General features: G+C 53.5%; 21 protein-coding genes, 1 tRNA gene and 1 pseudogene. 9 read left to right on the forward strand and 14 right to left on the reverse strand.

Annotation, left to right across the window (positions count from 1 at the left end; genetic code table 11):
* Positions 1-693 precede the first annotated feature (693 nt).
* Complete coding sequence (gndA, locus tag H6G53_RS03810) at positions 694-2,115, forward strand: NADP-dependent phosphogluconate dehydrogenase (protein WP_190530990.1); 1,422 nt, start codon at positions 694-696, stop codon at positions 2,113-2,115.
* Positions 2,116-2,385: 270 nt separating this feature from the next.
* On the opposite strand, the gene H6G53_RS03815 is transcribed toward gndA, so the two are convergent.
* From H6G53_RS03815 to H6G53_RS03840, 6 genes are all read right to left on the reverse strand, one after another.
* Positions 2,386-3,348 carry an alpha-E domain-containing protein gene (locus H6G53_RS03815; RefSeq protein WP_099532730.1) on the reverse strand — a complete coding sequence of 321 codons (963 nt, stop codon included), beginning with the start codon at positions 3,346-3,348 and terminating at the stop codon, positions 2,386-2,388.
* Positions 3,349-3,526: 178 nt separating this feature from the next.
* Positions 3,527-4,924, reverse strand: coding sequence for an NAD-dependent malic enzyme (locus H6G53_RS03820; protein ID WP_099532731.1), 1,398 nt, complete (start codon positions 4,922-4,924; stop codon positions 3,527-3,529).
* A gap of 272 nt (positions 4,925-5,196) precedes the next feature.
* Positions 5,197-5,547, reverse strand: coding sequence for a DUF86 domain-containing protein (locus tag H6G53_RS03825; protein WP_190530991.1), 351 nt, complete (start codon positions 5,545-5,547; stop codon positions 5,197-5,199).
* Positions 5,548-5,568: 21 nt separating this feature from the next.
* Positions 5,569-5,970: a nucleotidyltransferase family protein gene (locus H6G53_RS03830; RefSeq protein ID WP_242030732.1), complete on the reverse strand. Its 402-nt coding sequence runs from the start codon at positions 5,968-5,970 to the stop codon at positions 5,569-5,571.
* Between the two features lie 36 nt (positions 5,971-6,006).
* A complete protein-coding gene (locus H6G53_RS03835; protein ID WP_190530992.1) occupies positions 6,007-6,726 on the reverse strand; it encodes a class I SAM-dependent methyltransferase in 720 nt (239 codons plus the stop codon).
* Positions 6,727-6,783: 57 nt separating this feature from the next.
* A complete protein-coding gene (locus H6G53_RS03840) occupies positions 6,784-6,963 on the reverse strand; it encodes a hypothetical protein (RefSeq protein ID WP_099532734.1) in 180 nt (59 codons plus the stop codon).
* Positions 6,964-7,180: 217 nt separating this feature from the next.
* Between H6G53_RS03840 and H6G53_RS03845 the strand changes: the two are divergent.
* Positions 7,181-8,687, forward strand: a pseudogene (locus tag H6G53_RS03845) (leucyl aminopeptidase).
* Between the two features lie 381 nt (positions 8,688-9,068).
* Complete coding sequence (locus tag H6G53_RS03850) at positions 9,069-10,145, forward strand: hypothetical protein (protein ID WP_190530993.1); 1,077 nt, start codon at positions 9,069-9,071, stop codon at positions 10,143-10,145.
* An 89-nt stretch (positions 10,146-10,234) separates the two neighbouring features.
* Here the strand turns inward: H6G53_RS03850 and H6G53_RS03855 are convergent, their stop codons facing one another.
* The 4 genes from H6G53_RS03855 to H6G53_RS03870 all read right to left on the reverse strand — a co-directional run bounded on the left by H6G53_RS03855 (position 10,235) and on the right by H6G53_RS03870 (position 12,837).
* On the reverse strand, positions 10,235-11,041 hold the full coding sequence (locus H6G53_RS03855; RefSeq protein WP_190530994.1) for a hypothetical protein: 807 nt from the start codon (positions 11,039-11,041) through the stop codon (positions 10,235-10,237).
* A gap of 61 nt (positions 11,042-11,102) precedes the next feature.
* A complete protein-coding gene (locus tag H6G53_RS03860) occupies positions 11,103-11,525 on the reverse strand; it encodes a DUF29 family protein (protein ID WP_190530995.1) in 423 nt (140 codons plus the stop codon).
* 5 nt (positions 11,526-11,530) lie between these two features.
* A complete protein-coding gene (locus tag H6G53_RS03865; protein WP_190530996.1) occupies positions 11,531-11,971 on the reverse strand; it encodes a DUF29 family protein in 441 nt (146 codons plus the stop codon).
* A gap of 95 nt (positions 11,972-12,066) precedes the next feature.
* Positions 12,067-12,837, reverse strand: coding sequence for a GIY-YIG nuclease family protein (locus H6G53_RS03870; RefSeq protein WP_190530997.1), 771 nt, complete (start codon positions 12,835-12,837; stop codon positions 12,067-12,069).
* A gap of 143 nt (positions 12,838-12,980) precedes the next feature.
* Here H6G53_RS03870 and acs point away from each other — a divergent pair, with 143 nt between their 5' ends.
* From acs to H6G53_RS03885, 3 genes are all read left to right on the forward strand, one after another.
* Positions 12,981-14,951, forward strand: coding sequence for an acetate--CoA ligase (gene acs, locus H6G53_RS03875; RefSeq protein WP_190530998.1), 1,971 nt, complete (start codon positions 12,981-12,983; stop codon positions 14,949-14,951).
* Positions 14,952-15,041: 90 nt separating this feature from the next.
* Positions 15,042-15,641, forward strand: a complete 600-nt coding sequence (locus H6G53_RS03880) for a hypothetical protein (RefSeq protein WP_190530999.1) — start codon at positions 15,042-15,044, stop codon at positions 15,639-15,641.
* A gap of 45 nt (positions 15,642-15,686) precedes the next feature.
* A complete protein-coding gene (locus H6G53_RS03885; RefSeq protein WP_190531000.1) occupies positions 15,687-16,175 on the forward strand; it encodes a type II toxin-antitoxin system VapC family toxin in 489 nt (162 codons plus the stop codon).
* A 105-nt stretch (positions 16,176-16,280) separates the two neighbouring features.
* Here H6G53_RS03885 and H6G53_RS03890 read toward each other — a convergent pair whose 3' ends face one another.
* Positions 16,281-16,829, reverse strand: coding sequence for a DUF1003 domain-containing protein (locus tag H6G53_RS03890; protein WP_190529914.1), 549 nt, complete (start codon positions 16,827-16,829; stop codon positions 16,281-16,283).
* Positions 16,830-16,992: 163 nt separating this feature from the next.
* On the opposite strand from H6G53_RS03890, the gene H6G53_RS03895 reads away from it, so the two are divergent.
* Positions 16,993-18,297: an AmpG family muropeptide MFS transporter gene (locus tag H6G53_RS03895; RefSeq protein ID WP_370567785.1), complete on the forward strand. Its 1,305-nt coding sequence runs from the start codon at positions 16,993-16,995 to the stop codon at positions 18,295-18,297.
* 47 nt (positions 18,298-18,344) lie between these two features.
* Here the strand turns inward: H6G53_RS03895 and H6G53_RS03900 are convergent, their stop codons facing one another.
* A complete protein-coding gene (locus H6G53_RS03900; RefSeq protein ID WP_190531001.1) occupies positions 18,345-20,159 on the reverse strand; it encodes a M3 family oligoendopeptidase in 1,815 nt (604 codons plus the stop codon).
* A gap of 155 nt (positions 20,160-20,314) precedes the next feature.
* Positions 20,315-20,387: transfer RNA gene (locus tag H6G53_RS03905), tRNA-Ile, on the reverse strand.
* Positions 20,388-20,598: 211 nt separating this feature from the next.
* Here H6G53_RS03905 and H6G53_RS03910 point away from each other — a divergent pair.
* Both H6G53_RS03910 and H6G53_RS03915 read left to right on the forward strand, forming a co-directional pair.
* Complete coding sequence (locus H6G53_RS03910) at positions 20,599-21,270, forward strand: hypothetical protein (RefSeq protein WP_099534138.1); 672 nt, start codon at positions 20,599-20,601, stop codon at positions 21,268-21,270.
* A 388-nt stretch (positions 21,271-21,658) separates the two neighbouring features.
* A complete protein-coding gene (locus tag H6G53_RS03915) occupies positions 21,659-22,969 on the forward strand; it encodes a hemolysin family protein (RefSeq protein WP_099534137.1) in 1,311 nt (436 codons plus the stop codon).
* An 84-nt stretch (positions 22,970-23,053) separates the two neighbouring features.
* Here the strand turns inward: H6G53_RS03915 and H6G53_RS03920 are convergent, their stop codons facing one another.
* Positions 23,054-24,238, reverse strand: a complete 1,185-nt coding sequence (locus H6G53_RS03920; RefSeq protein WP_099534136.1) for a transaldolase — start codon at positions 24,236-24,238, stop codon at positions 23,054-23,056.
* Positions 24,239-24,484 lie beyond the last annotated feature (246 nt).

Consider the following 24,484-nt stretch of genomic DNA (forward strand, 5'->3'; position numbering starts at 1 on the left):
AATCGAGAGCTGCGGTCACGAACTGCGATGAAAACAGAATTCCCGCAGAGTTCCCGCAAATCAACAAGCCGGTATCGCATCCGAGACAGCCTGTCAAAATCTCGCCTGACCCAACGCTAGCACTTGAACCTAGACAATGGCGCAATTGCCTTCCACGTTGCGTTCCGTGGCATTCTCGATCCTGTCCAAGTTCAGTCCAGATTAGCCCCGATCGCCCCAATTGGGCGACTTCCGGCAACCCCAATCCCATTAGCGATTACAGCGATTAATGAGCTTGAATCTGCCTTGAACCCGCCTTTGGCTAGTCTTTAACCAGTTTTTAGTCTTTCAGCAGTCTTTAAATAGTCTTCAATCAATAGTCTTCGATGTTGTCCCGATGGTTCTTGAGCAGACTTTTAACGGAATCTTCCAGTCCGTCCCCAGGGGATCGGGCTAATCTGAGGCAAGTTGTCATCAAGGATGACGGTGCTGAGTGGTTGGCCCCTGTTGTGGCCTCGGGTGTTGCGATTCCGTCCCCCTAATCCGAATAGCCTGCGCTTCCTCGGCCAGCCCATTGCAACATCCACGACAGCGCCCGCAACAGTGCTTGAGCTAAAAACTTTGAACTGCGACTCCCGTGATGTTGGTTGGGGCCTGCATGATTGGCCCGCCAACCACAACTCAGCCGATTGTTAGCCGACCCAGATTTTTCCTATGGCTCAAAGTTTCGGACTCATCGGTCTTGCTGTGATGGGCGAAAATCTTGCCCTGAACATTGAACGGAATGGATTCCCGATCGCGGTGTATAACCGCAGCCGCGATAAAACCGACACATTCATGGCCACCCGGGCCCAGGGCAAGCAGGTGCAACCCACCTACAGCTTGGAAGAATTTGTGGCTGCCCTTGAACCACCGCGCAAAATCTTGATTATGGTCAAGGCCGGCGGGCCCGTGGATGCGGTGATTGAACAGCTCAAGCCCCTGCTGGCTCCGGGCGATATTTTGATTGACGGTGGCAACTCGCTTTATGAGGACACAGAACGCCGCACCCAAGATCTGGAAGCCTTGGGCCTGACCTACATTGGCATGGGCGTGAGCGGCGGCGAAGAAGGGGCGCTGAATGGCCCTAGCTTGATGCCCGGTGGCACGCGATCGGCCTATGAAAAAATTGAGCCGATCGTCACCAAAATCGCCGCCCAGGTGGATAACGGCCCCTGCGTCACCTACATCGGCCCCGGCGGATCTGGACACTACGTCAAGATGGTTCACAACGGCATTGAGTATGGCGATATGCAGCTCATTGCCGAAGCCTACGACTTGCTGAAAACCGTGGGCGGCCTGAACCAAGCCCAGTTGCAAGCCACCTTTGCGGCTTGGAACCAAACGGACGAACTCAACTCCTTTTTGATTGAAATTACCGCTGAAATCTTTAAGGTCAGTGATCCCGACACTCAAGCACCGTTGGTGGAACTGATTCAAGACGCAGCGGGGCAAAAAGGAACCGGCCGGTGGACGGTGATGAGCGCCCTGGAATTGGGGGTTTCGATCCCAACCATCATCGCGGCGGTGAATGCCCGGATTATGTCATCCATCAAGGCCGAGCGGACGGCGGCGGCCCAAGAGCTGAGCGGCCCCGGCCCGATCGCCCCGGTGGATCAAGCCACATTCATTGACCAAGTGCGGGATGCGCTCTACTGTTCCAAAATCTGTTCCTATGCCCAAGGGATGGCCCTGTTGGCAAAGGCTTCCGCTGAGTTTGGCTATGGCTTAAATTTGGCGGAAATGGCCAGAATTTGGAAAGGCGGCTGCATCATTCGTGCGGGCTTCCTGAGCAAGATTGAGCGAGCTTTTACGGATAATCCACAGTTGCCGAATTTGCTGCTGGCTCCGGAGTTTAAGCAAACCATTCTCGATCGCCAGGCCGCTTGGCGATCGGTGGTGGCAACGGCGGCCCAAACGGGGATCGCGGTTCCGGCCTTCAGCGCCTCCCTGGACTATTTCGATAGCTACCGGCGCGATCGATTGCCCCAAAACCTCACCCAAGCCCAGCGCGATTTCTTCGGCGCACATACCTACGAGCGGATCGACAAGCCGGGCACGTTCCACACGGAATGGGCCGCATTGGCAAACGGTTAGTTAGGCCGCGATCGCCCAAGGCTGTTGAGCGGTGGCAAGGGAAGGTTAGGGCGCATTTGGTGAGATTCCTGTGGATTCGGGAGGCCAAATGGCTCGTAAATCTAACCGAAATTCCGGCATCACCGGATCGCCGCTCAACTCCAAACGGGAAGCACAGCCCCATGATTACGGAATGGTTGGCTTGTTCTCCCAAGCCCCGAGAATTAAGCGCCGCTAGGGTCATCCGACCACTCGAAAGCCGAAGTTGAGTCCGAATTCCCAAAAACAGGTCTAAAGACCCACCGGTCGCAGCGCAAAAAATGTTTCATTCATGCGCTCGCCAATCACATTGAGTTCTTGCTGCAAATTGTCAATGAATTCATGGAGACCCCGATCGATCACTTCATCCACTGAAAAATAGCTGAGTTCTGCTAACAACCGTCCCAGGGGCCGCTCCACAGGATTGCTCCAAGTGCCCGTCGGTGTTCCAGTAATTTCATGCAAGGATTTTTGGGATTGCAACAGGCAAAATTGCACCGCACGGGGAAACTGTCGATCGAGCAATAAAAACTCCACAACTCCCGTGGGCGAAATGCGGTGATTGCGCCACTTTTGATACATTTCATAGGCGCTAGCGGACTTCAGCAACGCAATCCATTGGAGGCGATCGAGCGTTGTGCCCACATCCTGCACCGAAGGCAGCAGAATGTAATATTTCACATCCAAAATTCGCGATGTTTTATCTGCCCGCTCCAGGAATCGGCCCACCTGTCCAAAGTGCCAGCCTTCGCCGTGGGTCATGGTGGCATCGGTCACGCCATAGAGCAAATGACTCGCCAGCTTCACTTCATTAAAAAACTTATCTAGATCAACGGCTCCCGCGCTGTAGCTGGCGGCCGCTTCTTTAACCATTAAATAAAACGCATTAATCTGTTCCCAGACTTCCGTAGACAGGATCTCTCGGATCGATCGAGCGTTTTCCCGCGCTGATTTCAAGCAAGACAAAATCGAATTGGGATAATTCGCATCAAATGTTAGAAACTGAATCACATTTTCAGCGGAAGCTTCCCCATAATTGGCCTGAAAAAGTGCCAAGTCTCCCGTGGTCATCAACAGGGGTTTCCATTGTTGAGTCACGCCCGCAGGAGAATCTAAACTTAGCTTGAGGTTGACATCAACAAATCGGGCCACATTTTCCGCCCGCTCCACATAGCGATTAAGCCAATAAATCGAGTCCGCAACGCGACTGAGCATGGTGATTTAAAGGATGATTTCCAGGGGATGATTCAGTAAGAAGCTTTGATCGGGGAAAGTTGCCTAGAGCATATCTTAAACATCCTAGTTGGTTCCAGAATGGCTTGAGCTTGAGCTGCGGCCGCAATTCCCCAATCAACGCCTGAATCATTCAGCATCACCCCGCTGGGAGATCGCCTTACAAACGAGCAACGCCGTCTAAGCGAGCGGCCGCTTGCACCGCAGCGGCCACCGCTGGAGCCACGCGCGAATCAAAGGCTGAGGGGACGATCGTTTCGGGGCCCAACTGCTCATCGTCCACCAACGAGGCGATCGCCAAGGCCGCATCCAAGAACATTCGTTGGGTGAGTTTGTTGGCCCGGCTGTCGAGGGCCCCCCGGAACAGGCCCGGAAACGCCAACACGTTGTTGATTTGGTTGGGATAGTCACTGCGGCCGGTGGCGATGATGGCCGCTTTGCCGATGATCAGTTCCGGTTGAATTTCCGGAATCGGGTTGGCCATGGCAAAGACGATCGGGTCTTTGGCCATGGATTCCACCATGGGCACGGACACCACCCCGGGCGCGCTGACCCCCAGGAAAATATCAGCACCGACCATCGCATCAGCCAGGGTGAGCGGCCCGGGGCGATCGACTGCAAAGTCTCGCTTTTGGGGGTTCAAATCGGTGCGATCGATCGTCAGCAGCCCCTTCGAGTCGCAAATGGCAATGTCGGTGGCTCCGGCCGTGCGCAGCAGTTGGGCAATTGCGATCCCCGCCGCTCCCGCACCGTTAATTACGATTTTGACCGCCGATAGGGCTTTACCCACGTATTTCAGGGCATTGGTCAGGGCCGCCAAGGAGACGATCGCCGTGCCGTGTTGATCGTCGTGGAACACGGGGATATTCAACTCCTCCTTCAGCCGCTTTTCCACTTCAAAACAGCGCGGCGCGGCGATATCCTCCAGGTTCACTCCCCCAAAAACCGGCGCAATCCGCTTCACGGTTTCCACAATTTCATCGGCATCTTGGGTGGCTAAGCAAATGGGAAAAGCATCCACCCCGCCAAATTCCTTGAACAGCATGGCCTTGCCTTCCATCACGGGCAATGCCCCTTCGGGCCCCAAATTGCCCAACCCCAACACGGCGCTGCCATCGGTGACGATCGCCACCATGTTTTGCTTCACCGTTAGCTCATAGACCCGATCGGGCTGGTCAGCAATGGCCCGACAAACGCGACCCACCCCCGGTGTATAAGCCATGGCCAAATCCGCTTGGCGATCGAGCGAAATCTTGCTGTTGACGGTTATTTTGCCGCCCTGGTGCAAGGCAAAGGTGCGATCGGCCGCCGCCAGCACCAACACCTCCGGGATCGCTTTCACGGCTGCCACAATAGCCTCCGCGCCCTCGGTGCTGGCCGCATCCACTGCCAAATCCCGGATGGTCTGTTGGCGATTTTGCTCCACGAGGGTGATATCGCCCAAGTTGCCCCCCGCATCCGCGATCGCCTGAATGACCTGGGACAGCATTCCCACCTGGTTTGGCAACTGAAGACGCAACGAAACACTGAAACTGGGATTTGGCGTTAGTTTAACCACGAACCGATCCTTCCCGAATAGCAGGTTAATGAGTTAGAAGCTGACAAGGCAGGGATAACTAAAGCTCTATAATCTACCACCCATGAGCCGTTGGCCTTGGTCGATCGGTCAGGAATTGCTGAAGATTTCCGAGCAAACCTGAGAGCATGTCTGAACAATCAAGACCCTTACCTTAGTAAGTCTCATTGCCTGTGGGTCTCATTAATCGACAAGAACAAGATACGCAACCCCCTTGCTACCCAGGACTACTAGCGCTTTGCAAGTACCCCAAGTTACTTCTCAGGCATCTGCTCAGGGAATTGACTGTCATTTAGCAAAATTAGTAACTCTGGAATGTTGATTTGAATCGCTTGCCAAAGAATCCATAGATCAACCTCTCGATATTCGTGAATAATTCGATTTCGCATTCCTCGAATTGCCGCAATCGAAATCTGGGAGTTTTGGGTGATGAAGCTATCTGAAAAGCGGTTCATTGCCTCGCTGAGAACTGTAATTTGGTAAAGAACCGAAGATTGCGTTTTACGATCTTGGAGGAAGGAATCCTCATCCAAGCCTTTTGTAAAATCCAGAATTTGTTGACAAGCATTGATTGCATCCAACCAATATTCTCGATCATGATTCATGGGGTTACGGTAACCGGATGATCAATCTTGATGATTAATTCGGTAAATAACTTGGGCAGTTCCTAAAATATTGTTACGCCGAATAGAATTATGACTTTTCTCAATGGCGCGTCGAGTCACCAAGTCCACGGGGCGGTTCTGAAAAAGCCTGCTAAATTCACATTCAATTGTGTATAGATCCAGCAGTGTAACCTTAGCGATCGGGGAAAAGCTAATTAATAAATCCACATCGCTATCATCCCGAAATTGATCGCCAAGAATTGATCCGAATAATGCAACTTCAGTGATCTGCCAATCATCACACAACAACATCAATTTTTGACAATCAACGGTGAGGCCTGGCTGAAGCGTAATTGAGCGACACAGAGGCTTCGCTCGATCGCACTCAACACCATCAAGGCAGTTGGTCATGGAGTGAGTCATGGCAGATCGCCATTGAACCGAAGTTTGGATTGCATTTCAACTGAATTTGACGCGATAGAGGGCAAATACATCGCCTTCGCGTGTGGCGGTCACTTTGCCACCGGCGGCCTGAATCAGTTTTTTCCAGGCGATCGGCTCTTCCAAGAAAACCTCTGACCCCAAATAGGTTTCTAAAATTGCCCAATTTTCCGCTAGGGGTAATTCGGGCAAAATGGCATCGAAGACAAATAAACCACCGGGTTTTAGGAGGGGCTTGACTCGATCGACCACAGCAGCCCAATAGTCGATCGGGTAGTAGCAGCTCACCCCTGTGGCAATCACCAAATCAAAGAATCCTGGCTCATAGTTCAGTTCATGGGCCGGTTGGCAATGCACGCCCTTAAACAGTTTGGAGTTCAGTTGTGGGCCCCGCGCTGTCAACAAATCGCAGGCGACGCGAGCCACATCTTGCCCATAGAAAAAGGCTTGCCAATCGCGCCAGGGATAAAACAAAAAGCTGCCCCCACAACCCAAATCCAAACAGCGCCAACCTTTTTGGGGCTTGGCTAATTCCCAAAAGGGGGATGTGATGCGGCTGGTGAGGGATCCAGTCGCGAATTCAGGATAGAGCGGCAAGGCGGCCACTTCGTCGGGGACTTCAAAGGCTTCGCCGCGATATTCTTTGTTATATCGAGCAGCAACGGCTTGGATTTGGGCCTGTAGTTCAGGGGTGTTCCAATCACGGGATTGAAGTTCGGCAATGCTCCAGTTAACCAATGAATGCGCCCTCAAAAATTGGGGTTGAATATTGCTCTAGAAACCGGGGAATGATGGTTAACCTTTGAGAGCTTTTTGGAAGTTTTTACGATAGGAGCCATTAATTAGCAAAACTGGCCAAAGTAGGGTTAGGAAAATTCGATTTTGGGTAAAGTTGGTTCGCTGAAAGCCGTTCCAAAATTTCACCCCAAAGAAGATGTAAGCCCCAAAAATCACGAGGGTTGCAAGCTGAGCCATCGATCGAACCTCTAGATACAACGGTTGAATGCGACTAAACGCGACTAAACGCGACTAAACGCGACTGAATGCTTTTGGATGCACTTGGGTGCTAATGATGCCAGTCAACGGTGATGGGAGGAGAGCGACTCCCGGGGCTTCCGGGTTCACCCTGTCTATCAGTGTAGCCAAACCGCTAGAGTAGAAAGCGGCAAAACGCAACCATCACAAGGCAATCATGGAATTTCGAGCAAGTGTCAGCAGCCCGATCGAATGGACGGGCGCTGGTTTGGCGATCGGGCTGTTTGAGTCGGAACTGGAAACCCTGGCGGGTGACTTGGCGGCCTTGAACGATCGACTGGGTGGGGCCCTGCGCGAGGCGATCGATGAGGCCGAATTTAAGGGCAAGCCCGGCAACACTGCAACCCTGCGCGTGGGTAGCAGCACACCCGTTCGCAAATTAATCTTGATTGGGTTGGGCAACTCAGAGGATCTGCCGCTCGATCGGCTGCGCCAAGGGGCCGCCGCCGCCGCCAAGGCCGCCCGGGCCCAAAAGTGCGATCGCCTGGCCATTGCGTTTCCGCTGGCCAACCAAGAGGCGGCCGCCGCTGCCCAAGCCATCACCGAAGGGGTGCATTTGTCGCTCTATCGCGATCGCCGCTTCAAGTCCGATAGCGAAGAAAACGGCAAAACCCCCAAGCCCGAGACGATCGAGCTGTTGCCATTCCGGAATGGAACCACAGACTCAGCAGCGATCGCCCAAGGGATCGATCGGGGGGAAAAAATCGCTGCCGGAACCATTTTGGCCCGCGAGTTAGTGGCCGCTCCGGCCAACGTGGTCACCCCCATCACCATGGCCGAAACGGCCCAGGCGATCGCCGCCAACCCCGGCTGGGAACTGACGATTTTGGAAAAGGAAGATTGCGAAAAACTGGGTATGGGCAGTTTTTTGGGAGTTGCCCAAGCGTCTGACCTGCCGCCGAAGTTTATCCACTTGGTTTACAAGCCCCAAGGCACGCCCCGCAAAAAGTTGGCGATCGTGGGCAAGGGTCTGACCTTCGACAGCGGCGGCTTGAACATCAAGGCCGGCGCAGGCAGCAGCATTGATAATGATGAAAACCGACATGGGCGGCGCGGGCGCAACCTTTGGCGCGGCCCAGGCGATCGCCCTGTTGCAACCGGATGTGGAAGTGCATTTCATTTCCGCCGTCACTGAAAACATGATCAGCGGGCGAGCCATGCACCCGGGCGACATCCTCACCGCCTCCAATGGCAAAACGATCGAGGTGGGCAACACCGACGCAGAAGGCCGCCTGACCCTGGCCGACGCGCTCGTCTATGCGGACAAGCTGGGCGTGGAGGCGATCGTGGACTTGGCCACCCTCACGGGCGCTTGCGTGGTGGCACTGGGCGATGAGATTGCTGGCCTGTGGGCCACCGATGAAACCCTGGCCAACGGCTTGAAAGCCGCCGCCGCCAAGGCCGGTGAAAAGCTGTGGCAAATGCCCCTCGAAGAACCCTACTTCGACAAGATGAAATCCGTGGTGGCTGACATGAAAAACATCGGCGGCCGCGCGGGTGGTTCAATCACCGCTGCCCTGTTCCTGAAGCAGTTTGTGAAAGACACGCCTTGGGCGCACTTGGATGTGGCGGGGCCCGTCTGGAGCGACAAGGATTCAGGACTGAATCCCGCCGGGGCCACCGGTTACGGGGTTCGTACCTTGGTGGAGTGGATTTTGGCTTAATAACTAGCTCACTGAGCGGCTGAATCGCTGGTTCAAGGGCTGGCTCAGTCTGGACTGGCTCAGTCTGGATCAGTAACGGCCGCTCCCGGTCAGGGCGCTGCGAGGACGTATGAGGCCCGCAGCGCCGACCAGCGGCGAATCCATCAATCCATCAGATCCCCTAGCATTCAGATTCCCTAGCGTTTGACGAACTGGCGACGATTCAATAGAATCGGCCCCAACTCCGTAGCCTTGCCCAGGGTCAATCTTTCGGTGGTTCAGCCGAGTTGAAAGTCTGACCGTTGCGAAATTTGCCCCCTTCCAGCAACCCAACGTTGTGTCTGGGCAAGGCGGTGCTTGGGGATGGCGGCTGCGTCCCTTGCCCATATTTGGTGTGGTGGTATGACTTTGTCCATTGAGCCTCGCGAATCCAACCCGACGATCGCCCCCCGATCGACCTCGGCCGCTGACTGGTATGCCGACCAGCTCATGGATGACTTGTTTGGGGATTTGGAGCGATCGCTCGAAGAGGGTGTGGAACTGTTGACCCCACCCCCGGAACCCTCGCCCCCGATCGCCCTGCAATCGATCGCCGTGCCGCCCTTGGTGTTGCCAGCGGAGGTGTTGCCGCCCCCGCCGCCGCCCAAAATTCAAGAGCCAGATCCAGAGCTAATCGAAGCAGTGGCCGACGCGGAACGGGCCCGGCAATCGGTGCGCCTGTTCGATCGCTTAACCATCGGCGCGGCGGCCCTGTCCCTGTTGGCCACCGTGGGCCTGTGGTTCGCCAATCGCAACGAACCGGCAGCGGTGATGGCCGACGGCTCCCCGGCGGCTCCCGTTGCTTCCGTGGCCAACGACGGCAGCAGCGCCCCCGACGATACGGAATTTGCTGCCTATATTTCCCGTTCCTTGGATGCGATCGAGCGGCGCACCAATGGCAGCGGCCCCGTTGCCCCGTTGCCCCAGCCTCCCGCGATCGCGCCAGTGCCCTCGCAATTGCCGAACGTTGTCACCCTCAATCCTCCGAACCCCAGCCCCGCGCCACCGGCCTCCAGCGCTGCCGTCACGCCTGCGGCCCCGGTTGGGTTTCCCCTGTCCAGCAACTTGGTGGACGCGATCGAGCGCTTAACCCGTTTGCTGGAACGGAATCCCAACTTGTCCGCCAACTTACCCCAACCCAACGGAGCTGCCACCCGCCCCAGCCCCGCGCCGGCCGCTTCCCCTCAACCAACCGCCAGCCCAGCCGCGTCACCGGGGCCCGTTGCGGTTGCTCCCAGCATGACCTACGTTCTGGTGGGGGTTTTGGAATTGGGCGATCGCTCCTCAGCCTTGGTTTCTGTGAACGGCGTAACCCGACGGGTCAGCATGGGCGAGGCGATCGGGGCCAGTGGTTGGACTTTGGTGGAGGTGGCCAACCAAGCCGCGACCCTCCGACGAGATGGCGAAACACGTTCTGTGTTTGTGGGTCAGCAATTTTAGGACACTTTCAAGTCCTGATGACAACGCAAAATCCTGGCAGCAAGGGGTTTAAACCCCTTGTCTGTAGTGATTTAAATTGATCACAGGAACTAATCTTTCAAGGTACTCGGAAAATCAGCAGCGTTATAGCCAGGGATCTCGATCGGGTCGCCCCAGAGCAAGTAATAATCCTCCGCATAAATCGGAAAGCGACAAAGGTCGATCGGGGTTGTTTCCGATGGGTTAACCCCCTGAATTAACCCAGCCGCTTGGAAGGCCGCTGCAATTAATTCAGAGCAGAAAAAACTAGAGTGATCTTCCTGGGCGCAGGTTAATCCCACTTCATCTAAGATATCCAAGCCCGCCAACGCAGCCTGCACAAAATCGTAGGCACGCTTTTCGCTTTGGCGCATGAAATCCGTGAACTTTTGCAGATCCAAGCGAGAGCGATGTTGCTCCCCCAACGGTAGCCACCAAATTTGGCCATCATAGCCATCCATCAGGGCGCTTAATTTATTGATTTGTACGCCACTTTTGGCAATTCCCGTGTCTTGGTCAAAGCAAAGGGGATGGGATTCAATAATATAAATTTCCGGTTGATCCGTGGTCAGCATATCAATTTCGAGTAGGGAGGAAGCTAGCTCCAAACTGATATGTTCCTGATCCTCCGTTGCGCTTGCACTAGGATTTTGGTCACCTTTGGCATCTGAATCAACTTCGCCATCTGGCTTACCATCAACGTTGATCCTGCTGGGCCCATTGATCATGAATGCTGGCTGAAATACAGCGCCCACATGGGAAACCGTGGATTGGGTTGAAAGGCGCACCGTTCCCGACAGAATATCCGCCCCCGCAAAGGCAATCACATCTCCCGATCGCATCCGATGACAAACTTCGTGATATTGCACAATATTCATGATGTTTCGGGCTGTGGCTGGGTGTGTGTCAGTTATAAACGCTGATTGATCAAGAAAATTATTACTCAGGGGCAATCATCTTCAATGCCTGTTGCAAAATTTCGGGGCGATCGACCATTGCGGCCAATTCTTCGGCCTCATGTCGCCCTTCAAAGGCCTCAATCGCTGCTGCTTTCAGGGCTAGTCCATAAACCTTTTCAAGGATTGCTGTCAGTTCATCCCGTTTGATGTAGTAGCTACCGGACGATCGTTGGTTCGTGTTTAAAATTTCGTCTACAGAATTTTGAATCGAGAGTTCCCAAGAACGGGTCGATCGCTTTTCGGCTGCTTGTTTAATTAAATGAATCAATAAAATTTTGCTGTAACTCCGAATTTTGTTGCGAATGGCAGTTAGTCCCATTTCTTCCATCTCTTCCACAATCGCCAGCGCCCGATGCACATCACCCGCTAGCAATAACTCATGCAACGTCAAGATTTCTTCCATAATACTTAGGCTCCTGCTTGAGCTTGCGAGTCAATCATAGTTAACGCTTGTTTCAAGATGGCAATGCGATCGACCATCGCCGCTAACTCTTCAGCCTCATAGCGCCCCTCAAAAGCTTCTAGCGCAGCTCGATCGATCGCGCTAGCATAGGCTTCATCGAGAATTTCTTGTAATTCATCAACCGATAAATAATAACCACCAGATTTTCGGCGTTTGTTTTTTCGCTGAATGTGGCGGACGGCATTTCGAATAGCAACTTCCCAAGAACGAGTCGATCGCTCTTCTACCTTTTGCTGGATGAGATGAGTCAGGAGGACGATCGCATAGCTATAGATTTGATCGACAATCGCGCTGCGCCCCATCTCTTCGAGTTCCTCAACAATTACCAATGCACCAGCTACATCGCCAGCCAGCAATAGCTCATGTAATGTCAAAATTTCTTCCATAATACTGAAGCTCCCGATCAAGCTTGCGAATTAGCCATGATCATTTTTAATCTTTTCTTTTCGGGTAACTCGTAGGGTTAGCAATGCTCACCCTGCTACTCCTTCAGAAACAGTGATGGATCTATGATTTTGATGATGTCAATAATTTCTTCTGGTGAAGCCAAAAACCATTCATTCCCCGGCGCGTCAGTTTTATCTTGATTACGAATTCTCAAAATTCTATGAATACTAGACTCCCAATCAGACGGTTTAGAAGTCCGCAGAAGAACCGCAAATTGTGGATATTCAGGTAGGCCTGTTCCCACTTGTGCCAAAATTCGTTGCGTTGGATCTCCATCTGTCTTGCCAATCTTGCACGGCCAACGCTTTTGATTATTCATCAATGCAAATTCTTTATATGTTTTCAAGTAAAAAACATATACACATGATTCTCCACTACCTAGTTCAACTTCCGGTCTCAAAGTATCATTGATACTTGAATCGCCATTCGTATCAGATACTATCCCCTGAATTAACACTGGAAATTTTTCTTCTAGATCATCCGATATCTTTTCAAAATCAGTGATTGGACTGGAAGAGGGTAGATTCTTACCACCCAAAATTGTCCAATTATTCCTGGAAGAATTAACTGCTTGCTCTTGATTTTTTAAATATCTCAGAGCGTGCTTAATGCAGCTTATAATTCCCGTTTTTCCAGAAGGGGGCTTTCCTCCTCTCTGAATATGCTCGTCAAGAATGATCTTACGAACCTTCTCTGTTTCAATGATTTCACCAGATAGTAGTTCAAGAATTAGTTCTGCTGCCATAACTGGGGTGAGCGGTTGCTGCCGGTAGCGGTACAGGCTACTTGAATTTTGATTGGTCATGTGAGCGCTTGTGTTTACTTACAAAACAAATTTTAGATCATTAGCCTTTATTTTACATGTATCAACTTTTAACCAGACGATCGCCCGTAGTCCCGGCTCGTACTACATTCGACTGAGAGCAAACGCTGATCAGTTGAACTGTCATGTCACAACCGACGATCGAATCGATCCTTCAAGAAAATCGCACCTTTGCGCCGCCTGCGGATTTGGCGGCCAATGCCGAAATTAAAAGCCTGGACGACTATCAAGCCCTGTACGATCGCGCCGCTGCCGACCCCACCGCTTTTTGGGCAGAACTCGCTGAAAAAGAACTCGACTGGTTCCAAAAATGGGACACCGCTCTTGATTGGCAGCCCCCCGTTGCCAAATGGTTTGGCGGCGGGAAAATCAACATTTCCCATAACTGTCTCGATCGCCACCTAACCACCTGGCGCAAAAACAAAGCCGCTCTGATTTGGGAAGGCGAACCCGGCGACTCGCGCACCCTCACCTATGCCCAACTGCATCGGGAAGTTTGCCAGTTTGCCAACGTCCTGAAATCCCTCGGCGCGCAAAAGGGCGACATCATTGGCATCTACATGCCGATGATCCCGGAAGCCGCGATCGCCATGTTGGCCTGTGCCCGGATTGGCGCGGCCCACAGCGTCGTGTTTGGTGGGTTCAGCGCCGAAGCCCTGCGCGATCGCCTCAACGATGCCAAGGCCAAACTGGTGATCACCGCCGATGGGGGCTTCCGCAAAGACACCGCCGTGCCCCTGAAAGTGCAGGTCGATCGCGCCCTCGACAACAACGCCGCCCCCAGCGTCGAAAACGTGCTGGTCGTGAAGCGCACGGGACAAGACGTTCACATGGAGCCGGGCCGCGACCATTGGTGGCACGACCTGCAACAAAACGCCAGCGCCGATTGCCCCGCCGAGCCGATGGACAGCGAAGACCTGCTGTTTGTGCTCTACACCTCCGGCAGCACCGGCAAACCCAAGGGCGTGGTTCACACCACAGCGGGCTACAACCTCTATACCCACATGACGTTCAAATGGACGTTCGACATCAAAGACACCGATGTTTATTGGTGTACCGCCGATGTGGGCTGGATTACGGGCCACAGCTACATCGTCTACGGCCCCCTGTCCAACGGAGCCACCACCTTGATGTATGAGGGCGCGCCCCGATCGTCCAATCCCGGCTGCTTCTGGGACGTGATTGAAAAATACGGCGTGACGATTTTCTACACCGCTCCCACGGCGATCCGCGCCTTCATCAAAATGGGCGAGCATCTGCCCAAGGCCCGCAACCTCAGTTCCCTACGGCTGTTGGGAACCGTCGGCGAACCGATTAACCCGGAAGCCTGGATGTGGTACTACCGAGTGATTGGCAGCGAGCGCTGCCCGATCGTCGATACCTGGTGGCAAACGGAGACCGGCGGATTCATGATCACGCCGCTGCCGGGCGCGATTCCGACTAAGCCCGGTTCCGCCTCCAAGCCCTTCCCCGGCATTTTGGCGGATGTGGTGGATCTCGATGGCAACCCGGTAGGCGACAACGAGGGTGGCTATCTGGTCGTGAAGCATCCCTGGCCGAGCATGATGCGGACGGTGTTTGGCGATGACCAACGATTCCGCAGCACCTATTGGGAGCACATCGCGCCCAAGGACGGCCAGCACTTCTACTTTGCGGGGGATGGTGCGCGCCGCGATGCTGATGGCTACTACTGGATCATGGGCCGCGTCGATGACGTGGTGAACGTGTCGGGCCACCGGCTGGGGACGATGGAGGTGGAGTCGGCGCTGGTGTCGCACCCGGCGGTGGCGGAAGCAGCCGTGGTGGGCAAGCCAGACGACCTGAAGGGCGAAGACATTGTGGCCTTTGTCACCCTGGAAGGGACGGCGGCGGCCAGCGAGGAACTGATCAAGGAACTGAAACAGCACGTGGTGAAGGAAATCGGGGCGATCGCCCGGCCCGGTGAAATTCGCTTTACGGATGCGCTGCCGAAGACGCGATCGGGCAAAATCATGCGTCGTTTGTTGCGATCGCTCGCTTCGGGCCAAGAGGTTTCTGGGGACACTTCCACCCTCGAAGATCGCTCCGTGCTCGACAAACTCCGCGAAGGATCGTAATTGCTAGACTATGGGCAGGACAGAGAGTCTATCTATCCTGCCCATAATGCTAACCACACTCCATAAAATTAAATTAATCAGAGAAATCCTATGTCAACTCATCCAACGATACTTTCTAGCGGCACAATTGCGGTGGGAGAAACTTCGCTTCCAGCCTATCAATTTTCACAAACTGACTATGCATTTCCTTTAAGCATTGTTTTACAGTTTTTGGCGCTTGAAAATCACCATCTCTCACCGAAACTAAAATTTTTGGTTGCAATTAACACACAAACGGAATTACCTGAAAGATTCATCATTATTGATGAAAATTTTGTGAATTTTTTGATTGAATTATCCCAAGGAAAACATCATGTTCAGGCGACAGCCATTTTGCAGAGCCTTGCAATGTCTGGGCTAGAACTTTGTCTACAGCATCAAAATGGTTCTGTAGATAAAAATCGAAATTTGTTAACCTCTGATTCTGAATTACAAGTACAGTCTGCGTACCAAATTTCAGACCCTAGCAGATTTAGTATTGAACTCAAATTGGATCCTAGCTTAGTACCTGATGCTGAATCACTCCATGCAGATCGTCTTCAGGAAATCAAAACACGAAATCAAGAACTCTTGAATTTACTCGATGAGTGGAATAACAACCCTGATCATGAATTAGATCACACCTGGGACGAAGTAATGACAAATTTATGAGATTTTTGCTTTGTCATGCCAATCTATTATTCTTAATTCAATGAAATGAAAATCATTAATAAGCTTGCTCTTGATACGAATATTTTAGGTCAATTACTAAACCCTAGTCCTACAAAGTTTACTGAATTGAAAGTATGGTTTCGGGCAATATTGCTCTCTGATGCTGAAGTTTTTCTACCAGGAATTGTTGATTATGAAATGCGGCGATCTTTAGAATTACAGCGCCTTAAAGATCCGAACTATCGAGGGGTTGAGCGATTAAACCGATTTTTACAATCAGTTCGATACTTACCCATCACGATTACTGATCTGAATCTTGCAGCAACTCTTTGGGCCGAAGCGCGCTACCGGGGTCAAAAAACGGAACCCGATCGTGACTTGGGCGGCGATCCCATTTTGGCGGCTCAGGTTCGATCGCTCTTTTCACCCTGGGTCAATGTGGTTTTGGTCACTGAAAATCGCAAGCACCTAACGCGCTATGGCATTGATGCTCGATCGTTCCAAGAAATCCTATTCCCAGGAATGGAATCATGAGCGATCGCCCCATACTTGAGCACTCAGAAAAATCCTGCATTGTCTAGCTGCGATGAGCTGTGATCCTCTGAACTCACCTGAAATTCAAAAAAAGGATCCTGTCCTTCACGCTGAATCAGGTTTGATGGAAGCGGCTTTCAGTTGCTTTTGGAGTTCATCAATCTGTTTTTGTTGCTCACGCAGCAGGTGCAGAATTTCGCTCAACTCTGCCTCGCGCAGAAGATTAATTTTGTCATGCAGCAGCTCAATTTCCAGCTCTGATTTCAGATTCACTTCATGATCATGCTTAGCCTCTTGGCGATCAATTTCATTTTGCCGATTTTGGCTCATCATGATGATTGGTGCTGTGTATGCTGCTTGGAATGACAACATCAAATTCAGCAAAATGAATGGATAGGAATCCCAATGGATAGTCTTGTTGCTGACATTGCAAAAAATCCAAAAACCTAAACAAATGGACTGGATGATGACAAATTTCCAAGAGCCAACCGTTGAAGCCACCAAGTCAGCAAGATGCGAACCCAAATCCGCTTTTTCTTTGGGTGGGTTCTCAGCGGGATTTCGTTCCCGTAGGCGCTGAATCAGCCGATATTGCTCGGGGGTAATATTGGCGCGGCTGGGGCGACGAGGATAGCCGGGAGAATTGACGGGCATAACGCGATCTCGTGGGAGAAAGTTAGCACTAGGATATTGAGGCTCAAGGGGTTGTGGCTAAAAATAGCCGCAGTGAAAGGGGGGAGTCTCTGGTATTCACACCACTGTTGCACCACTCCCGTCGGATCGCTCTCGGTTGGTTAACAGCAGTAAACTCAACCCAATGTTTCTCTATGCCGGTTGCCCAACACCCGTGAAAGTTCCTCTTCCGTCCCCCCTCGCCTCGATCGCCCGGTTGTTTCAACAGCCCAAGATGGCGGCTCTGCTGCTCTTGGGGTTTAGCTCGGGGTTGCCCTTGCTGTTAACCAGCCGTACTCTTCAGGCTTGGATGACGATGGAGCAGGTGAACCTGAGCGCGATCGGGGCCTTTAGCCTGGTGGGATTGCCCTACTCCCTCAAGTTTTTGTGGGCCCCCTTGCTCGATCGATTTGTACCACCGTTTTTTGGGCGGCGGCGGGGTTGGTTGGCCCTCAGCCAAGGGGCGATCGCCCTGGCCCTGTTGGCGTTGGGGGTGCAAAATCCCCAACAGGGGCTACAGGGGGTGGCGATCGCGGCGGTGTTGGTGGCCCTGCTCAGCGCCACCCAGGACATTGCCGCCGATGCCTATCGCACAGATGTGTTGACTCCTCGGGAAATGGGAGCCGGAGCGGCCATCTTCGTGTTGGGCTATCGCGGGGCGCTGCTCATTGCGGGCGGAGCAGCGCTGGTGCTGGCCGATCGCTTCACCTGGCCGGTTACCTACAGCATGATGGCGGTCTTGATGGCGGGCTGCATTCTGTTGAGTTGGCTGGCCCCAGAACCCACAGCCCCCCAACAACCACCCGCCAGCCTGTCGGAGGCCGTTTGGTTACCTTTTAAAGATTTCCTCGATCGCTACCATTGGCAACGGGGCCTGGCCATTTTGGCCTTCATTGTGCTCTATCGCTTGGGCGATTCGATGGTGAACAATATGGCCCTGCCCTTTTTGTTGCAAACGGGCTTTAGCCAAACGGAAGTGGGCGCTATTCAAGGGGTGATGGGCTTGATTGCCACCATTGTCGGCTCCTTAACGGGCGGTGCAATTCTCAGTCAAATTGGCATTGGGCGATCGCTCTGGGTCTTTGGGGGATTACAAGCCCTGAGCAATGTTGCCTATTTAACTTTGGCTTGGGTGGGAAAAAATGCTACCGCCATGGTGTTGGCAATTAATGTAGAAAATTTCTGCGGTGGATTAGCAACAGCAGGATTTACGGCATTTTTGATGAGTCTTTGTAATGCTCGTTTTTCCGCCACCCAATATGCTTTGCTGTCCAGTTTGATGGCTGTGAGTCGTGATTTGTTTTCGGCTCCTTCTGGTGCTTTAGCCCAACAGTTGGGTTGGCCCGGCTTCTTTTTGCTCACGATCGGGGCGGCGCTGCCGGGGTTGGCATTGTTGCCCTGGTTTGCTCCTTGGCATCAATCGAATTCTCCATCGGAGCTTAACCAATAGAATGCAACCCCGGTCAACTCCAGCCTGAATGATTGGGCAGCCTTCCGCTAGGGCACGGTGCTGGCCAGGCGATCGACCAAATTCGCCACATAATCTAGCGCTTGGGAAATGGTTGCCGGGTCTTCCAAATCCACACCCACATAATGCTTAAGGGCGGCCATTTGGTTTTCGCTGCCCCCACTGGCCAGCAGTTGTAAATAGCCGGGTACAAAATCTCGGCCTCGCTGGCGATATTGTTGATAGCAAGCCAGGCTCACGATGTCCGAAGCGGCGTATTGATAGCAGTAAAAGGGCTTGAAGAAAATGTGACCAATTCGGGCCCAGTCGTATTGGTGCTCTGGCAAAATTTCAACCGCATCGCCACATAGATCTCGGTAGAGACTATCCCAAACGTCATTCAAAAATTCAGCATCAAATCGCCCCTTTTCGGCTCGATCGTGCAGGGCCAATTCCAAGCGGCTGATGGTGGTTTGTCGGAACAGCAAACTCAGTTGATCTTCTAGCTGGCGCGTAATTAAACTGCGCTGCATATTCGGATCGGAATGGCGATCGAGCAAATAATCTAACAGCAGCAGTTCATTAAAGGTGGAAGCCACTTCCGCCAACACCAAAGGTGGATTGCTATTGAAATAGCGTTGATGATCGTCAATCCAGGCAAAGTGCAAGCCATGACCCATCTCATGGGCCAAGGTGAATAGAGAGCTGTAATCGTCGGTGTAGGACAAAAACAAATAGCTATGTTTGCCGTGGGTATAGTTGCAAAATGCGCCGCCTCGTTTGCCCGGCCGCACGGCAGCATCAACCCAACGGTTTAGGAAAAACTCTTCGGCCCGGCGGGCATAGGTGGTGTCGAATTGTTCCAGGGCCGCCAGCAGGATTTGAATGCCTTCTGAGAACGAGAGCGGGGCGATCGGTTCGGTGCTCCAGGGAGCATAAACATCACAGGTGCGAATGGCGGCTCCGGTGGCTTTTGCTTTGATGCGGTAATAGTTTTGCCAAATTTCGGTGCGATCGCGCGTGCCATTCATCACGGCCCAAAACACCCCTTCGGGCACTTCGTCGCTAATTAACTGTTTTTCCAGGGTCGATCGATAGCCGCGCATTTGGTTTTCGATCGCGTGATCCTGGGCGATCGTGCTCAGGATGTAGGCATAGAGGGTGTTGTGCTGTTGGCTGACGACTCGCACCGAGTGATAGGCCTGTTCGCGCACGGTGCGATCGCCCTGAAACAACAGAGCCGAAAGTTCGGCTTCCGTGGTGGCGGTTTTGCCATCGGCCGTGGTGACGGGGGTGTAGGTCTGTTCGCCCAAGTGGATCGATCTCAACTGAATAAAGGCCTGCCGCCCGGTCAGGCTGTCTCGGTTGCGCGTTTGTTCCACCACTTCCGGCAACCGAAACGGCGCAAATCGCCCCACGGATTCCAGGTAATGGGCGTAGAGCCGCAGTTCTGGGGCCTGTCGCAACTCCGCCAAGTGGTCGGCACTCATGGCCTGAAGTTCCAAGTCAAAAAAGACCAGCTCGTTATTCACGGTGGTCAAGGCCGTTTGGATTCGATCGACCTCCCCTTGGGCGGTGGTGTCTCGGGTGTTGGCCGCAAAGGTGAGCGAGGGAAAGCTCCAAAGATAGCCCACCGCTTGGTAGATGCCTTCTAGTTCTTCCAAAGCCTGGGCCAACTCCTGCGCCGTCAGCAGGGCCACGCGATCGCGGTAGGCGATCCGAAAATTCTCTGCTCGATCGCTCACCCAGTGCAAATCAGCCTCATAGCGGGGATCATCAAATCCCGCGTATAAATCGGCTAAATTCCAGGTTAATGGGTCGTTCTTGTCGGTGGTTTGGGCCGTCCCGATCGCACTTGCTACCATAGCTCCAACCTTCGCCTCAACCTTGGGTTCACGCAGCAATTTCAGACAGTCACATTCAATTCAAGCCGGTTCAATCAAGCCAGTTCAATCAGGCCGGTTCGAGTGAGCCAGCTCGATCGATTTGGCTTGATCAAGTCGGTTCGATCGTAAAACAATCCAGGGTACAGGAGTTGAACCTGTCTGAGGCGAATTATGAGTTCGCTGCCTAAACCGCTCGGCCAACCCTGGAAAATGTCGAAGACTCAATGCTCAGCGATAGGTTGTGGGGGCGGTCTATCGCTTTTGGAGAGTCGTGTGAGTTTACACTCGTCATTAATTTTGCCATTGGCCGCTAGTTTGGGCAATATTCTTGGATAGAGTTTGAATGGCTTGAGTGATCAGCCAGCCGCCATCTGTCCTGGATCTCTCAACCTCTCTCAAGTAATCTTCATCAACTGCCGTGAATCCCAGCGCTGGTTTGACCATTCTGTTGTTGTTGTTGATGGCGGGCACGGGCATCGCCAGCACCTCCTGGGGCTACAACCTCGGACGGGAGGCGCTGAAGGGCATTGTGCAGCCGGACTTTCGCCCCACGGCGGACTCCTCAGGACGAGGCGGCAAGCGACCGGAACCGGCTCCCCTGAAACTGCTGAATGAGCAACAGTTGCTGGCCAAAACCAAGGCCATCACCCAAACGGCTCCCGTGGGCAATGCGCCGCCCAAGCCGGTGGATCCGGCTTTGACCCAAACTCAACCTCAGGCCAAGCCTTTGTCACAAACGGCGGTGGCCAAGTTGCCCATTTCGGCCAAGGCGGAAGGTGTGACCCTGACGGTGGTGGGAGCCAGTCGGGTGGGCGATTCGTTGGTGCTGGAGTTGACGCTGCGCAATCAAGGCGATCGGGCGGTGCAGTTTCTCTATAGCTTTTTGGAAATGGCGGACGATCGGGGCGATCCCCTGAGCGCGATCGTGGAAGATTTGCCCAGTGAGCTACCGGCCGACGGAGCCACCGTTCGGGGCAAGGCGATCGTGCCGACGGTGTTGCTGGATGGCGTGAAGTCGTTGCAACTGTCTCTGACCGATTATCCCGATCAGCAATTACAGCTTCAAATTCAGGGCATTCCCGTGCGTTAGGGTCGATCGCCCTTGGCCACAGCTCCATCAGCCATTAGACCTCTTGCATCAATCAAGACCCTCACCCTAAATCCCTCTCCCAAGTCGGGAGAGGGACTTGACCATCACCAACGAGATCGCCGTAAACCAGCATTTCTGGCTCCCCTTCGCCCTCCTTGGGAGAAGGGGTTGGGGGATGAGGGCTTCTAGCCAATTCGCGCAAGAGGTCTATTGATTTCAAGATCGGATTGATAGATTTGATTGAGAAATTCCTTTTGAAAAATCCCCGCCAGCAAGATGGCCGAGTCTTGGTTTCTGAATAGAACCCAGCAAAATTCCGCAAAATCCAGCAAACTTAACCAGGATCAAGCAAACTCAATCAAACTCAATTAAACGGAATCTAGTAGCGGTGGATAGTCAAGGCTGGACGTTGAGCTTGTGGGTGCTGCTGTTGCCCATCACGCTGAATGCGTTCTTTGTGGCGGCAGAGTTTTCCATGGTGGCTGTGCGGCGATCGCGCATTGATCAACTCGTTGCGGGTGGAGATCCGGCGGCTCGCAGCGTCCAGTATTTGCAACAACATGTCGATCGGTTGCTGTCCACAACCCAGTTGGGGATCACCCTGGCGGCCCTCACCCTGGGTTGGTTGGGTCAGTCGGTCTTGGCCGCGCCCCTGGTCAGCGGCGCAATTCACTACTGGCCCGCTGCGGCCGATCGCCCTTTGGTGCAGGCGGTGGCCGTGGGAACCGCGTTCCTGTTGGTGGCCTATCTGCAAATCGTGTTTGGGGAATTGGGCCCCAAATCGATCGCCCTGCGTCATGCGGAACAGGTGGCCTTGGTGTTGGGGCCGCCCAGCGTCACGATCGGGCGATTTTTACAGCCGATCGTTTGGTTTTTGGAACGCTCCACGCGGTGGGTGTTGCGGGCCTTGGGATTGCGGCCCAGCGATCGCCATTGGGCCAGCCCGATCGCCCTTTCGGAGTTGCAACAAATTGTTGGGAATTCCACAGAGTCTCCGGACTTGGAAGCCGATGAGCGCCGCCTGCTGCAAAATGTTCTGACCTTTCGAGCCGTGACGGCCCGAGATGTGATGATTCCCCGCACCCAGATGGTGGTGCTGGAGCAGTCGGATTCCGTGACAGATTTGCTGGCGGCCGTGGGCCAAACCGGCCACCTGCGTTACCCGGTGATGGGTGACTCGATCGATGACATTGTGGGAATGGTGCGGTTTAAAGATTTAGCCACGCCCCTGGCCGCTGGGGAATTGAGCCTGGATACGCCCCTGAGCGCTTGGATTCAGCCCGCCTGTTTTGTGCCGGAATTTGCCAATACGGCGGACTTGCTGCGATCGCTCCGGCGATCGGGACAACCCATGGCGATCGTGGTGGATGAATTTGGCAACACGGCGGGCTTGGTCACGCTCACCGATGTGGCGGAGGAAATTGTGGGGCCCCTGGCCGCCGACGACAGCTCGATCGAGGCGATCGACGAACAAACCGCCTGCGTGCCCGCCCAAATCACGATCGACGAGGTGAATGGCCGTCTGGGGCTAACCCTGCCGGAAGCCGACGATTACCAAACCTTGGCCGGGTTTGTGCTCTGCCACCTGCAACGAATTCCCCAAGTGGGCGAAAGCTTTCGTTACAACGGTTTGGAATTTGAAATTGAAGCGGCCAATGGGGCCCGACTCGATCGGATCCGCATTCGCCGCCTTCACTAGATCCTGACTAGATCCTTAAAAATCCTTCGTCAGTTCCTCAGATTCCCCACTGGAGAATCTTGCAGCCGTGACCCAAATCAGGCCCTAAACACCTACCAAGTGGTGGTGATAGGCTGCCCCAAGACCGGCCGCCATTTCAGCGGGGGTGATTTTGCCATCTCGGTTGGAATCTAGGGCATCAAAAACCGCATCGCTCCCAGCCCATTCTTCACGGGTAATGAAGCCATCCCCATCCAAGTCGTAGACATGGAAAATGTCATCGGCTGCATGGCTGAGGGCTTCTTGGCCTTCCAGTTGAGCCAGACGATTTTTTAACAGCAACTCCAGAGATTCCAGCGCTTTCGAGAAGCCTTCAATCCCCTCCGTGAGCTTTTCGGAAGCCATTGGATCGTCTTGGTGCATTTGATCGAAAACTTCGCGATTCATCTCGATTTTTTCGATCGGCTCTGCACCGGCCAAGTCAGGACTCAGCTTGCGCACTAGCTCGCCCTGATTGCTTTCCAGCTCGTCCAAAAGGGCCGGCGAAATGGTCAGCAAATCACAACCGGCCAGTTCCACAATTTCGCCCATGTTGCGAAAACTCGCCCCCATCACCTCCGTTTTGTGGCCGAAGGTTTTGTAGTAGTTGTAAATCCGCGTGACGGACAACACACCGGGATCTTCTGGGGCTGGAAACGAATCGCGACCGGTCTTTTTCTTGTACCAATCCAAAATTCGACCCACAAAGGGCGAAATGAGAGTCACGCCCGCCTCTGCACAGGCGATCGCCTGGTGCAACCCAAACAACAGGGTGAGATTACAGTGAATGCCTTCCTTTTCCAACACTTCGGCGGCGCGAATGCCTTCCCAAGTGGCGGCAATTTTGATCAGAATTCGATCGCGTGAAACACCAGCTTTTTCGTACTCCGAAATCAGATAGCGGCCCTTGGCGATCGTCGCTTCCGTGTCATAGGACAGGCGCGCATCAACCTCCGTGGAGACCCGACCGGGAATAATTTGCAAAATCTTTTTACCAAAGGCCACCGCCAAGCGCTCAAAGGCCAAGGAAGCTACCTCCTCCGCGCTGGCTTGTTTGCCCTTTTCGGTGCGGGCCTCCAGCAGGGTTTGATCCACAATTTCCTGGTATTGCGGCATTTGGGCCGCGGCGGTGATCAATGAAGGGTTCGTTGTGGCATCGCGGGGCTTGAGTCGTTCGATCGCCTGAATGTCGCCGGTATCGGCCACCACGATCGTCATTGTGCGTAATTGTTCAAGCAAGGTCTGAGCCATGATCACTTCTCGCTGAGAGCGTTGCGAGTGTCCCGCCCTCTCGGTTGGGCCGGGAAATGTGCTTCCAGTGTGGCCGATCCCACCGGGAATGGTGACGCTCCCGATGAGAACTTCAACAAAATCACAGAAAAGTTCAAAGAGAGCGGGAGTTCCCGGTAAGTGTTCAATCAGCGATCGATAAGAAACCTCATCACTTGATCACAATTGCTTATCAGGCTCCCTGGCCTTCTCTAGAGTATTAGCAGG

Origin of the sequence: Limnothrix sp. FACHB-406, assembly GCF_014698235.1 — a bacterium.
In the GTDB taxonomy this organism is placed as follows: Bacteria; Cyanobacteriota; Cyanobacteriia; order CACIAM-69d; family CACIAM-69d; genus CACIAM-69d.